At 39.8% G+C, this 14015-nt stretch carries 11 protein-coding genes and 1 pseudogene; 3 read left to right on the top strand and 9 right to left on the bottom strand.

Going from position 1 to position 14015, the window contains the following annotated elements; genetic code table 11:
• Positions 1-131: 131 nt before the first annotated feature.
• From ATY38_RS10705 to ATY38_RS10730, 6 genes are all read right to left on the bottom strand, one after another.
• A complete protein-coding gene (locus ATY38_RS10705) occupies positions 132-347 on the bottom strand; it encodes a hypothetical protein (protein WP_062559295.1) in 216 nt (71 codons plus the stop codon).
• Positions 348-622: 275 nt separating this feature from the next.
• Complete coding sequence (locus ATY38_RS10710; RefSeq protein WP_082632988.1) at positions 623-1372, bottom strand: IS5 family transposase; 750 nt, start codon at positions 1370-1372, stop codon at positions 623-625.
• 287 nt (positions 1373-1659) lie between these two features.
• Positions 1660-2310: an MAE_28990/MAE_18760 family HEPN-like nuclease gene (locus ATY38_RS10715; protein ID WP_062559296.1), complete on the bottom strand. Its 651-nt coding sequence runs from the start codon at positions 2308-2310 to the stop codon at positions 1660-1662.
• Entirely contained in the window at positions 2307-3419 is a 1113-nt protein-coding gene (locus tag ATY38_RS10720) for a GmrSD restriction endonuclease domain-containing protein (protein WP_062559297.1), read from the bottom strand. Before ATY38_RS10720 ends, ATY38_RS10715 begins: the two co-directional genes overlap by 4 nt.
• A 340-nt stretch (positions 3420-3759) precedes the next feature.
• The gene (cas1, locus tag ATY38_RS10725; RefSeq protein WP_082633029.1) at positions 3760-5262 is read right to left on the bottom strand and encodes a CRISPR-associated endonuclease Cas1; all 1503 of its coding nucleotides are present in this window, start codon (positions 5260-5262) and stop codon (positions 3760-3762) included.
• Positions 5263-5273: 11 nt separating this feature from the next.
• A complete protein-coding gene (locus tag ATY38_RS10730; RefSeq protein WP_143023516.1) occupies positions 5274-5912 on the bottom strand; it encodes a hypothetical protein in 639 nt (212 codons plus the stop codon).
• A 332-nt stretch (positions 5913-6244) separates the two neighbouring features.
• Here ATY38_RS10730 and ATY38_RS10735 point away from each other — a divergent pair, with 332 nt between their 5' ends.
• From ATY38_RS10735 to ATY38_RS10745, 3 genes are read left to right on the top strand one after another with little or no spacing between them, the layout of a single operon-like run.
• A complete protein-coding gene (locus ATY38_RS10735) occupies positions 6245-6922 on the top strand; it encodes a hypothetical protein (RefSeq protein ID WP_062559031.1) in 678 nt (225 codons plus the stop codon).
• On the top strand, positions 6919-7338 hold the full coding sequence (locus ATY38_RS15865) for a hypothetical protein (protein ID WP_144429458.1): 420 nt from the start codon (positions 6919-6921) through the stop codon (positions 7336-7338). The genes ATY38_RS10735 and ATY38_RS15865 overlap by 4 nt, the downstream gene beginning before the upstream one ends.
• A complete protein-coding gene (locus ATY38_RS10745; protein ID WP_144429459.1) occupies positions 7274-10693 on the top strand; it encodes a hypothetical protein in 3420 nt (1139 codons plus the stop codon). The genes ATY38_RS15865 and ATY38_RS10745 overlap by 65 nt, the downstream gene beginning before the upstream one ends.
• A gap of 562 nt (positions 10694-11255) precedes the next feature.
• Here the strand turns inward: ATY38_RS10745 and ATY38_RS10755 are convergent.
• The 3 genes and pseudogenes from ATY38_RS10755 to ATY38_RS10770 all read right to left on the bottom strand — a co-directional run bounded on the left by ATY38_RS10755 (position 11256) and on the right by ATY38_RS10770 (position 13789).
• Positions 11256-12338, bottom strand: coding sequence for an IS110 family RNA-guided transposase (locus tag ATY38_RS10755; RefSeq protein ID WP_062557725.1), 1083 nt, complete (start codon positions 12336-12338; stop codon positions 11256-11258).
• Between the two features lie 296 nt (positions 12339-12634).
• Positions 12635-13509: pseudogene (locus ATY38_RS15535) on the bottom strand (IS3 family transposase); the annotation flags it as partial.
• Between the two features lie 46 nt (positions 13510-13555).
• Positions 13556-13789 carry a hypothetical protein gene (locus tag ATY38_RS10770; RefSeq protein ID WP_062559302.1) on the bottom strand — a complete coding sequence of 78 codons (234 nt, stop codon included), beginning with the start codon at positions 13787-13789 and terminating at the stop codon, positions 13556-13558.
• Positions 13790-14015: the final 226 nt, after the last annotated feature.

A 14015-nucleotide genomic window follows, 5' to 3' on the forward strand; every position in this document is an offset into this window, starting at 1 on the left:
CATTCAGAGTTCAATCATGAACTATCCATTACTATTCTTGTAAAGTTGTTATAGCTCAATGCAATGATTGAGTATTTGTTTGTCAAACGTTTACCACCGAAATTTCCAAAACTCGGGGCAAGATTTGCTTTCTAGAACATCAGATTATTTACTGCTAGTCTCGTGCCATCATTATGCGTAACGATGCCCAGAATCACAATCTCCGCTGTGTTAATAACATCATCTCCCCCTGATCTGGCGGTATAGAGCGTCAATGCAGTTTGTGTGGTGGAGAAATTCACAAGGAACAAGGATTCTTCCCCCGGTCGCAATCGTGGTAAAGTCGAATTCTTCGCCCAATTCAGCAATCAGGTTGGCTAGTCCGGATGTGATGAAATCCGCCAATACAACTTCTAATTTGGCATCGTGCAATAGCGTAGTGAATGGATTGATGAGGGTTGCACCGGCTGGTGCAGTCTGATCCCTTCAAAAGGCCTGCCTGTGGCAATATCGATTTCCCCCAATTAGCTCACCAAAAGCATCAATATGACCTGGTCAAGTAAGGGGTAGATATACCCAAGGGTGGGGTCGCCAGGAAATAATGTCACAAATTTAAAAAAAAATCCTAGGGTCTGTTGACATTTCACATAGGTAGCCACAGATATCCACATGCCATGGCTACCATACTCTCAAAATTTCTCTTCAGTTTGTCGTATCGTGTCGCTACTGCCCGATACTGCTTTAGCCGGGCAAAAGCATTTTCCACCAAATGTCGGTATCCATACAAACCCCAATCCATATCTGCGTTGCCCTTCAACGAGTTGCGCTTTCTCGGTATCACAGCTCGAGCCCCTTTCTTCGTTATCTGTTCTCGTATACATTCGCTGTCATAGCCTTTGTCCGCAACAATCGCTTTCGCGTCAGGCAGTTTGGCAATCAAATCAGGTGCTATAGAACAGTCATTGACTTCTCCACCGGTGATTTCAAAATCGGCTGGTAAACCATAACTATCAACCGCCAGGTGAATCTTTGTGGTATTGCCTGCGCGGCTTTTCCCGATCGCCTGTGGTTCCTTGTCCGCTGCGCCTGCACTATGCTGGTGCGCTTTAACATAGCTGCCATCAATAAATTCCCATTCACAATCCGGATCAATAGACAACGCCTTGAAAATCCTTAACCATTTGCTGCTTAATGACCACGCATTGAATCTTTTGTAGATGGAATTCCAGCTTCCAAATGCCTCAGGCAAGTCTCGCCACGGGCAGCCAACCCGCATTCGATACAGCATACCTTCTACTGTCATGCGCAGATTGCGCTTGTTATATATCGCTTCTTGAAGCAGAATCTTCTCCAGCTTCGACCAGAACTCATCACTGAGCATCAATCGGGGCATCGCAAACTCGTTTTGTTGGTGCTATGGGAACCCCAATATTACGAGTTTGTTTCTATCTATTAAATACTTATCTCAAAACGTCAACAGACCCTAGCAATGTGCAGATCCTCAGAGAAATTAATTGATAAGCCTTTATATCTCGGATGATCTTATTGATGAGCTAAGAAATCGGATCGAATAGAATAAAACATGCGTTTATCTTGAACAAGGTGTTTAAAAATAAGGTATATCTAGGTTATTAATGAAATGGCAATGTCCATTATTTGTCTATAACCTATCACATTAGGTTATATACTTATTTTATTTAAATAGGATTTTTGAATTGCAGAATTTAGTATTTGGGTTTTAAAAATTTCGATTAGCCCTGTTACTTCTTCAAATAATTGGATGAAATCCTTTTCATCTATATCTCTATATTCCCCATGGGAAATTGCATTCCTTAAACCTAAAAAACTTTCATCGATTAAGTTTTCTTTTAATTCATAATAATCGTAATCAATTCCAACCTTTAATGTTATTTCCTTTAAGATACTAGAATTTAGATTTGACTCTGTGTCAATATATTTTTGAGAGTTGATCTTGCATGTTTTTTCGAGCTGTAGAGCGCTTCCATCTACAACACTTAGTGTGGACTTAAAGTTTCTATGAGGGTATTGTCCTTCAAAAACATCTAATAATGCGCATACATGAAAGTTCTTTTTCAGTTGTTTATATTTTAGTCCTTGAAAATTTATATAATCGCAATATGCGATTGAGGATTTTTTTACAAAGCCCTCCCAATGAGAATATAAAAGCCCTACACCAGATTTCAAAAGAATTAATTGTGTTTGTTTCCTTGCTGACAAGCTTAAATTTCGAATATTTGATAGCTCTTTCCTTCTCCAAGCAAATTCCTTTGAAATTACATTCTCTAGCTCATCAATTGACCTTATTTTCATATTCTTAGTAAATCTCTACCCATGGGTAAGATATGAGGCAATCTTGAAGAAGCTCTAGCACCCGAGCCGCTATTTTTTTCAAAATTACTATTTGAAAGTAAACTTTTGGAAACTTCACGTATTTTATCTAAATGTATTGTATTATTCTCGTCATAACTATCAATATTGAATCCCAGACCTAATCCTATTACTTCAAAAATCGATAATGAAAACGCGCCTGTATATTTTCCATCTTGAAATTTCTTGAAAGCATTTTCACCAAGTGTTAGATCTAGTATTTTGAATGTTTTTAGTAATTTACGTCCTTCGGTTGGCATATTATAAGAAGTATCTGTTGCTAACTCTTTCATTCTTTTTGTTAGAAATTCTCCTATATCAATTCCGCCTTTTACACGAGCGACATCAACATCTTTAAGCGCTAAAAATCTTAGTACTAATTCTAAATGGTATTGTTCATCTATTTGTTTTGTTGTTAAAGGAAAAACATTTATAAAATGATCATTATTTGCCAAATCTGAGAGCCAGCTGTACATTTCCTTGTTGATCATAATTAATAAACAATTCCTTACTTCCTGGTCAGACAATGAACTTCCAAATGTATTTAACCTTTGAAATAATTCGTACTTTGTATATTCATCACTTTCTTTTTTAATTATCTTTAAATCTATCTTTTCTCTTTTAAACGCTCGCTGAAGTTCTTTAGACAAATGATTACTGTCATCGAAATCTTCACTCCAACATTTACCCTCTAAGCTAGGGAGATATTCGGTGCCTGTTAGTCTTAATGGAGATTCTATATCTCCTGCATCATTTTTATAAATGCCTAAAAACGAAAATATTGTTGAGAGCCTTTGTAGACCATCTACTACATCCCATACCCCATCCTCTCTTTGAGCAACGAAAAATGAAGGTAGAGGTATCCCCAGCAATAATGATTCGATCAGACGACTTTTTTGTATTAGATTCCAACGATATATGCGCTGGAATTCAGGATGAATATCCAACTCACCATCTAAATAGAGATTAATGATTTCTCCTATTGACATAGGATAAGCATCTGTATGAATTTCCTTGCGTTTTCCTTCTACTTGATGATCTAAATTTGTCATAATAAGCTTGATGTATAGTTACTAGATTATAGAAAGCAGACTTGAAAGAAGGTTTTGTTAAAAAATTTTATGGTATTAGGCAGGTTTAATTTATTAGTTTGCGTGAATATCAAATTTCACTTTCGTGAGTATCTGGTTCTGCCTTTATCATTTTTTACATCTGTCAAAATTTCGCAATGATTGGCAACAATTTCAATTTATTTTCATTTTATTCTAGGTTCAGGCACTGTATTTCAGGGGGGTAAACAATTGTAATTCAGTTAATTTTTATATAAGAGGTATATTTAAAAAAAAATAAATATATACAATAGGATTGATGAATTGTGATATTTTATAATTATCAGATCTCCACTTTACCTTCCTTCCTTCCCACCAACTGCCCCGCATACCACCGAATAACCTTCTTAATCTTAACATCCGGAATCCAGCTTTTCTGAATGACAACTCGTGCAAGCTGCTGCCTAAGATAAACTTTTCCCTCGTCATTTACTTCAAAATCTCGTTTTCTCCATTTCTGCGTTTGTATCCAACCGATTAATTGCTCATCTACGGTTGGGCGCAACAATTCAATCAAATCCCAAGCCAAACTTGGCCGTCCATCCAAGTATGCATGCAAGGCACCCGCTGCCGGATCGTAGCCTTCATATACTAATGCACGCTCTAAACGTCCAGCCAGTATTGTGTAGCCATAATTGAGCATTGCATTAACAGGATGAACGGCCTTGCGCCCTGATCCGGTGAGCGGTGAAGTTCGATTCGAATATTTCCTCCAATGCTCCGGCAAATCTTTATAATGTGCCAATTCAAAATTCCATTGATTCCAATACAACTGAGCTGCTCGCCCTTCAGCCAAGCGAAGCATTTCCAAGCTATTCATTCTAGAAATATCATTCTGAATGCGTCGGTAAAGGAGTGTTACTTCTGGCTTTACTCGTGAAGCTTCGTTTAGTTTTTCGATGACTATGCTGCGAGCGATTAAAAACGAATTAGCAGTATATTGTGCTCTGCGCTGGAATGGCCGGTGTGGAGAAATGGCAGGGACTAAATTCAAACATAGATCCCCAACCAAATCTATTGTATAAAGAGCTACATTTTGTTGAGCTAACCATTCAATGGCATCTAATGTGATATAGCCTGCGTAACCAACAATCACAATTGCTTTTATCCCATGCACTCCTCGAGCAAGTGTTTTTGCCTTATCTTTAACTGTGGATGCGGATGTGCCTGGATTTATTGCAAGCTCATCTCTCTCCACTGTTAAACGAGCACCATGTCCCGCTAAAGTAATTACGGTTTTTTCGTGTACTTGACTATACCAATCGCCTTCAGCATTTCTTAATGCTTCGCCTATGTTTTCTGTCATATCACTGTTTTTTGAATTTACTGTTTGATTCTTTAATGCATGCTTGAATTCTGTAGAAGTATTTGGATTCGAGACCACTTGTAATTGAGTACTCAAATCAAGTCTATTTACTAGCCACAACCGATACAGTTCGTGGAATCGGCTGCGACCATATCCTTCGGGATACTGTAAATGATATGACTTCCAGATTTTGCGCAACGAAATGCCATTATCTAACTTAAGCTTTACTTCATCAAAATCAGGCAATGCCCGAACTGGCTTCGAGATTATTTTTTCTCGATAGAATAGTAATTGAAGTTCGTCATTGGTTAACTGAGTCGGCCAAATCTGACCCGATGCTATAAATTTCTTTGAGAGATAACATACCGATACATGCCCGATTCCCAATTGTCGTCCAATAGCTCGGTGAGGCAAATTTTCCTCGAATTTCATCCGAAGTAATTCTCGAACTTTTTCTATAGGTAAAGATGTATAAGCCATATTTAACCCTCTTAAGTTTTGGGCCAAACAATGGGTTGCATGGATAAATTGGACATGCTCTTCGAGATCAATTGCTGCGTGGCAGAATATGCTAATTTATATAACCTGTCTCCATAGTGATGAATCAAGACATTCCAAGCTAACGTTGATCGTTGTCGACGATATAGTGCTTCTTCTGATAAAGAAAACATTCCCGTTAAGTCTGGAAACTCGGTATCAACCAATACATCAAAAACTAGGTGGCTGTTAGCGATCCATCCTACTTGAGCACTCAGTATAGGTTCAAACTTGTTTATATCGTAGTAGAGCTTTGTCAATTCGTTTTCTTGCGTTTTATTTATAGTTTCTCTTACCTTCTCGTGAGTTAAAAAATTCATTAACTCTGTAAGTTCAGAATTGTCGCGCATTTTTTCTGCTCTTAGTTTCTCTGTTTCTTGCATCTCACGTGGAATTTCCAATAAATATCGACGCAACAATATTTCTCCAACAAACTTATTACGAGCAAAAAGATATCGCCCGGCATTCACCAGATTAATACGTTTATTTTTGCTACTTTCAAAAATCAAGCGCACGTTTTCTATACAAGCCTCATCCCAAAGCTGTTCAACTCCCAATCCTCGCCCTTTTCCTAGAATGCGAGGTTTTGGCAAAAGATAATTCCTACGCCAATATTTCAATTGATCCTGGGATACCTTCCTGTCGGACTTATTAAGGGCCTTAAGCAATTCCGAGGTGGTTAATTCACTCATTTTAGAATTTTACAATCGTGCATAAGCTTAGTCAAACAGATTACTTATGCTTTAATGTAAGTAATTGATTATCAATGCTTGTCACACCCAGAAGTTTAAGTTTACTATTGTGATTAACATAAAATGTATAAATAATCGGAGGTACAACGTGAGCGCTTTAATATTAATAATAGTTAAAAATACAATCGTGAATATCAATGACCCAATGCCTCAATTACAAAAGGGGGTTTGCCATGACTAAAAAAATAGGTCGCCCTCGTAAATTACTATCACAGCTCTCGGCAGGGTATCGTAAACGCCTGAAGGCAGGAAAAGCAAAAGGATTGTCGCGATCACAATCCTACGGCCATCCACGACAAAAGGAGATTTCTGCGCAAATAATACGCACATCCACGCCCCTATCACCAAAATCATCAACTTTGATAAAAAGCTATCGTGTAGCCGAGCGCATGAGGCAGGGAGAATCCCTCACGCATGCTGCAAGAATGGAAAGAATAGGTGTATCTACCCTTAAACGTTGGATGAATGATTTGGGATTTATCAAATATAGTTCAGATACCAAACGTTATCTTGCGCTTGATACGCTTGCATCTCTAGAAGTTTATGTCAAACCGGATGCTATAAAACGTTTAATAGTGGATAAATCCACGGCTTCCCAATTAGCAGGATATTTGAATACTGTGATGAAAGCCATCAAGAACAATGATGGAAAATTACTTGATAAATACACACGCATAGTAGTTCTCGATGTGCGAGGCCATTCTTACCGCTTGGTAACCGATTTAGATACCTTGATAGTGCTTGAACGGGAGCGCAAGCGCCGAATTGTTGAAAGTCAGAAAGAAGCAGGACGGCAACATAGAATTTCCGAGCGCGTGGAAATTGGTGGCAATTTGGAGTTTTCTGCATGAGTCGCAATAAAGTCAAACTGGGCTGGCCGGAAACAGCGTGTTGTGAAGACTGTGGAGAATACTTTTGGTCTGTATTGCAAAGGATTTCCAAGGATTACTTTCGATGCCACAACTGTGAAGATATTAGGCATAAGCGAGGAAAATGTGGAGCATGCGAAGGTGATCATTTACCTCTCGAAGGTCATCATGTGGAGAAGCGTTGCAATAATCCTTATTGGATTGTTGATGTTTGTTTGAATTGCCATGCTGAGCTGACAGAGCGGCAATTGAGGTGGAATACACGAAATGGATCAAGCCGCGAGCTTGGGTTGAAGGATATGCATGAAATTGGTGAGCGAAGGAGAAAATGGCGTGAACAAAACCAAACTGACTTTAGAACCAAAAGTATTAACACAAATCTTGAGAGCTTATCCTGAGCAGATAGGCAATCATAAAAAATCAAAGGCAAAACCTGAAGAGAAAAAGCCATCCAAATCTCTGTCGCCACGTGCACAATATTTGCGAGAAATGCACTCTGCAATCGCTGAGAAATTTAAACCGCATTCAGATTTTGTTTTTGTATTCGATTGCGAAACAACCGCTGACGTCAAGAATGAATTGCGTTTTGGCTTCGCAAGCGTATTTGGGATAGAAAAATCAGAGCAAGTTAATTCTTGGGAGTCGGGCCAACTTACACGTGAAGCGTTGGACAAACCCCATCGGCATTTTTGTTTTTATAATCCCAAGCGTTTACTTCCTGAGGAGCTTATCCTTCTTAAATCTTGGGTGGAAAGATTTAATAGCGAAAAGGATGAAGGTCACCCTAATATGGTTTTGTTGACGCTTCAATCTTTCGTCAAGCAGCAATTTTATTTCTGGGTTCATGATAAGCGCGCGTTGTGTGTCGGTCATAATCTTCCATTTGATCTTTCAAGACTTGCGACAGATTGGGGGCCAGGTGGTAAAGATTATGCAAATGGCTTCAAACTGGTGCTGTGCGACTGTATTGAACATTGGAAAACAAGTCGTCCCAATGTTCAAACAGATTTGAAATCCTTTGATTGCAAGTTTCATCCTTATCTACGAGTACGTAAATTAGGCCCGAAAAAAGCTAAGTTTGCTTTTCGCATCGTGCGCCAGAATATCGAAAAAGCCGCCAAGCCTTATGCAGGTGAATTCCTTGATACAGCAACGTTAGGCCGTGCCTTACTGGGGCCCGGTGAGCTTTCTTTAAAAGGACTTTGCCGTCGTTCGGGTGTACCTGAGTCTGAAAGCAAATTTGATGCACAGAACCGACACGGCAAAATACTGTGCGATCAATATATCGGCTATGCTTTTCAAGATATCCGTGCAACATTCAGTTTATATCGGCGATTACGTGATCTTTACCGGCAACATGATTTAAGCACTCCAATGTCGCGTATATATTCCGAAGCATCATTAGGCAAGGCTTATTTTAAAGCCATGGGAGTACCTTATTTCCAAAAACAACATCCGGATACGGATCCTTGCTTCTATGGCATAGCCAGTCAAGCTTATTACGGTGGACGTTCGGAAGTAATGATTCGCTTACAACCATTGGAATGCCTGATAGTGGATTTTACTTCTCAATATCCATCAGTCAATGCGCTGATGAAGAATCAATCTTTATTGTTAGCGGAAAAAATAGAACGACGCAATAATACTGCCTGGGTTAAGGAGTTTTTAAATAACCTTTCACCAGAAACTTTACTATCTCCTACCACTTGGCCGAAGCTTCGCTCAATGGTGAAATTGATTCCGCGAGGTGATATTTTACCGGTAAGGGCATGCTTTGCAGGACAGGCTGAATCGAGCAATATATCTGTTACACCTGTCTTTGGTAATGAAGCCGTTTGGTACACGCTGGCTGATGTATGTACTGCGGTAGTTATGAATCCCAACAATATTCTTGAAATAGAAGAGGCTTATGAGCTTATACCGCATGGAACTGTACTAACTCAACCTAAAAGTATATTTGGTAATGAAAATTATTCTATTGATTTGCAGAAAGATGATTTATTTAAAACAATCATAGAAATGCGGCAGGATATTAAAGCCAAAATAAAATCTCTAAAGAAACAAGTTACAGAATTAAATCCCAGTAAACAAGAAATTGAAAAACTGGAATCAATGGAACAGGGATTAAAATTTCTTGCAAATTCCACCAGCTATGGCGTACTGGCTGAATTTATTGAGGAAGATCCTTATATAACGCCGCGTTCAATAAATCTACATATCGGCCAAGGGTTATCACGTCCGTGTAAAACTAAGCAATTTGAAACACCTGGAAAACATTATGCCGGTGAAGTTGCAAGTTTCATTACGGGGGGCGGAAGACTATTGTTTGCCTTGATCGAACGCTTAGGAAAAGATCGGGGTATCGCTCATGCATTAGGCGATACGGATTCAATGGTATTTGTGAAACCGGAAGGCATGGATAGAGATGTGTTTAATCAACATATTCAAGATATAACTGAGGTTGTTAATCGTTTATCACCTTATCGAGAAGGCATTCCACTGCTAAAAATTGAAGACGTTAATTATGTCGATGATGAACTTGAACCTTTGTATGTTTTGGCTGTATCCAGCAAGCGTTATGCCTTATATAACAAGCGCTGGAAAGATGATACTGGGCAATGGCACGTAGGCATTAGACTTCGCAAATGCACCAATCACGGGCTTGGCAGTTATATCAATCCACCAGAATATCATTCCAAGCTTCCGGTGCCTTATGCAAAGGATAATGATCCGATCTGCACCGCTCGCTGGATCGATGATTTATGGACATTGGCGATTCGCCGAGCGGAAGCAAGCCCATTACAAGCTGATAATGAAATGATTCTTGAGGAGGAAATATACAATTTACTGGGTGAAACGCCTGCTATCTCAAAAGAAACAGTATCCACTTGGGAAGTGTTTAAGAAAGTCGATGACATTCCAAATATCCGGCCATTCTCATTCTTCGTTACATTGCCTGGTATTGAGCAATGGATGATTGATGAGCGAATAAGGCAGACCGGACAAATGATTCAAGTAAAGCCCGAATTATTAGAAATTGGATATTACGCATCGTTTTCAAATGAGATTGATTCCATTATGGAAAGTCTCACGCAGAAAGATACGCATAAGCCAGTCCCGCATGCGCTAACTGCAACGTTAGCGGAAAAGGTACTACATTATTTTGCTCATGCAGAAAATAAAGCTTATCCGTCTAATGGCATCGGGCAACTTCAAAAGCAACCGGTAATGGTAAAAGATCTTGCTTATTGCGGAAAAGAATCACAAACGCTTTATAGTTATTCTGAAGATGGAGAATCAAACGGTACTATGTTAATGGGAGAGAAAGAGTCACAGATTTTTCAAATCGAAGCGCCAGATGGATTGACAACTTGGTTAGATCGACCTTTAAAAACACTATTAGCCCTAGGAGTAGCTCGAAATGAAATATGCAGGGAGCTTAATATTAGCGATAAAACTTTAAGTAATATTTTATTAGGCCAGCCTGTGAGTTTTTCTGTGGTGGAGCGTTATAAGCAATTGTTTCAAAATGTTTATAAGAAAAGAAAACTTACTTTAGAAAATTTTATGCCGTCAATTATGCAAACTGGTTCCGTTGCTGATGAATTGCAAGTATTATTAGATCAAGGATGGACGACTCCTAAACTTGCGCATGAACTCGGGAAAAGTGTTAGGCAGGTGTATCGTTGGCTGCAAGGAGCTAAGTGCAAACAGACAATTCGGTGGAAAATTATAGAAATGACAACATTATAATATGTGCTAACCAAATTAAATAATATAAAGCTTTCATTGGGTTTTGACTATATAAACCAAACGTAGCACTCGCAAATGAAATTAATTTAATGTTGAACTTCATTTAAGCTGGCTCGGCCAATTAATTATTGTTTGTAAATTACATTCAATAATTCTTAGGAAAATCTGACAAAATCAAAATCTATATTCAATGCTTTCAAGATGTTCAGGTATGTGAATCGTTTCATCAAGATTAGTCATAGTCAGCAAACCTAATAGGCATAAGTAACCAAATGATAATAGTTCATGCTATATATATGAAAAAAGGACTTATTATAATTTCAGGTTGGGCAAGTAAAAATAATCATGACATCAAATTTGTCTGACAATGTTTTGAAAAGTCAAATAAAAAGTTTTAAAGATATTATTGAAGGTTTGGCCAAGAAACATGAACTATGGTATGACAGTGGATTTACAACCTGGTTAGAAAGATACGAGGATGAACCGTATGAAAACCCATGTGTATTAATCCTTCACTTCAAAGGGTCCATTCAAACTTTTTTAACTGATGCCCTTCTAAATGTCAAGCTGCAATTTGTGCGCTATTGATTAAATTATTTCTCTTTCTCAAAGTGTAATATACCTCTCTTGCGATATAACGTTTAAGGCAACGAAGTGCTTCAAGTTTAGTGTGACCCTGAGTTAAACGCTTTTCAACATACTCTTTAGTTCTGGCGTCTATCCGCAATCGTCCTATAGCAATAATATGCAGCGCGCTGTTAGCCGCTCTATCACCCCCACGATTTAACCTGTGCCTATTGACCTTGCCTGATGAGGCAGGAATTGGATTGACACCACACAACGCCGCAAAGCTAGCTTCAGACTTTAAGCGTTCCGGATTGTCTCCTATGGTAATGAGTAGCTGTGCCGCAGATTCATATCCAATGGCTTTGCCTGTAATCAGTTCGGGGGCTAATTCATCAACAATGACGGAAATCATCACATCCAAATCTGCAATTTCGTCATGTAACTCCAAATATCGTCGTGCAAGCGATTTCAATGCAATTTTGTATGCAGTTGATATATCACGATACCCACTCAGATCTGGTCGCCAGGCAGCAAGGGTACGGATTAATTGCATTCGAGTCATTGTGCGTAGTGATTCACGAATCGCTTCTGGCGCAGAGATAATATTCATTTGGATCATTTGTAGTGCGATACGGCGAGCTGCAATGGCGGTCTTCCTACACATCTTGAGAACCCGTAGCGATTCGACCATGCCATCACGCGTTTTAGGTGTGACGGTGCGTATACCAGCAAATGCTGCATGCGCCGCATTTTCCGCATCAATTGTGTCGTCTTTACCACGTTTGCGCCGAATTGTTTTATCTGGTGCAGTAACCTCTAAAATTTCGATATCAAATTGTTGTAAATATCTTAACAAGCCTACACCATAAGTCCCTGTGCATTCTATTCCAATGCGCTTGACCTCACCAAAAGATTGCATCCAATCCAACATTGATTTATAACCCTGTCGCGTCGTTGGGAAAGAATTACTGGAAAGTACTCGATCATAGGCATCGACTATAGCGACGAAATGAAGATCTTTGTGTGTATCGACTCCCCCAACAATGGTTTGATGATTGGATAATGATTGATTATTCATTTTCGTTCCCCATTTTGAATACAGTTATTGATAGGGATTCACCGAAACCGATTGTCAGGACAAGACAGTAAAGAGATAAGCGATCAGGCCCTTCTTGGGTCACAGACAAAGGCGAGGTGAAACCTCACCGTCAGATGTTGCCAAGTAACCGACAGATCCGAGGAATGACACAAATTGTGGTCGATCAGAGTGGGGGTCAGGAAACTTGGCAACCCTTACGGCACCAGAGCTCCAATAATTACTCATTCAATAATTGAGTCAACTCATTATTGAAATCTGGTGCATGTATTCTTACTGTCCGAGTGTACTATCAGTCCTGCTTGTGGTTGGCGCTGCCAGATAGCCATTCTTAATGCATCACAAACCAGTCTCGCCTTCATTCTTGAACTCATGCTCCAGCCAACCACTTTCCTGGAAAATAAATCAATGACCACAGCCAGATACAGCCAGCCTTCCCGAGTCCAAATGTAGGTTATGTCGCCGACGTAGACTTGATTGGGGGCTGCGACATCAAACTGCCGATTTAACTTGTTCTCGAATACCGGCTGTTTGTGATCGCTATTGGTTGTCACTTTGTATTTCCTGCGATGCTTGACTTGCACACCGGCTTCCCGCATCAGGCTTCGGGCTTTCCAGCGACCAACCGGATAACCCAACGCATTCAGCGCTTTTCCGATTCTGCGGCTACCATAACTATAATTGCTGGATTTTGCTATATTCCGAACTGCTTCAAGTATTTCCTCGTGAAGCTGGCTTTCAGAACAATTATCAACGCACCGAACGTAACCATAGTAGGCACTACGACTTACACCCATAAGTTGGCACATCAAGCCAACAGGATAGGTCTTTTTCCTTTGGGTAATGAACGAATACTTCACTTCGTTTCTTTCGCGAAAAAGACCGTCGCTTCCTTTAGTATTTCCCTCTCCAGCTTGAGCTGCTTGATTTGTGTTTTCAACTGCCGGATTTCTTCCTGTTCTGGCGTCAGTTTCCCATTACCCCGGAATGACTGATCAGCATCATCTGCCTGGTATTCCCTGATCCACCTCCTCAACATATTGGGCGTGATCTCAAGGTTTCGAGATACTTCTGACGTCGTGTGGCCCTGATCCAATACTAGGCTGATCGCATCTAATTTAAATTCTTTCGTATATTGCTTTCTCGTTACCATTTCTTCCTCCACTTAAGCTATTTTCTCTTAACTGGAGTGTCCGGTTTCAGTAAACCACGTCAGTATGAGATATGGAAAAATTGACCAGTGCATCGGTTATTGCATTTTTTTCTCTGGAATCATGCAACCGATTGTCATCAAGATCTACAAAAACGAACGCTTCTTTGATATAACCATCAATGACTTTGCCTGGAGCTCCGGCAGCTAACAGGGCTTTAGTTGCGTCCAAGTTGGCTACGTCGCCGATGATTTCTTCGATTACCCGCTGTAAAGCTGACAAGCTTGCGGCTGATCCACCTTGCTCAATCGAGTAAAAAGCGGTGGCCTTGATTTTATGATTAAATCGTTGAGCCGCTGTACCCCAATGGATATTGTTGAAATCAACCGAAGCAAGTACTGCCGCTGCTTAATGCAGAACATCCTCTCGGCTTGCACCTGCTTCCAGCATTTTCTCTATTTCTGATGCGGCCCATAGCTTATCCCTATTGTTAACCAGTAAGCCAACG

The organism is Nitrosomonas ureae, assembly GCF_001455205.1.
GTDB lineage: Bacteria > Pseudomonadota > Gammaproteobacteria > Burkholderiales > Nitrosomonadaceae > Nitrosomonas > Nitrosomonas ureae.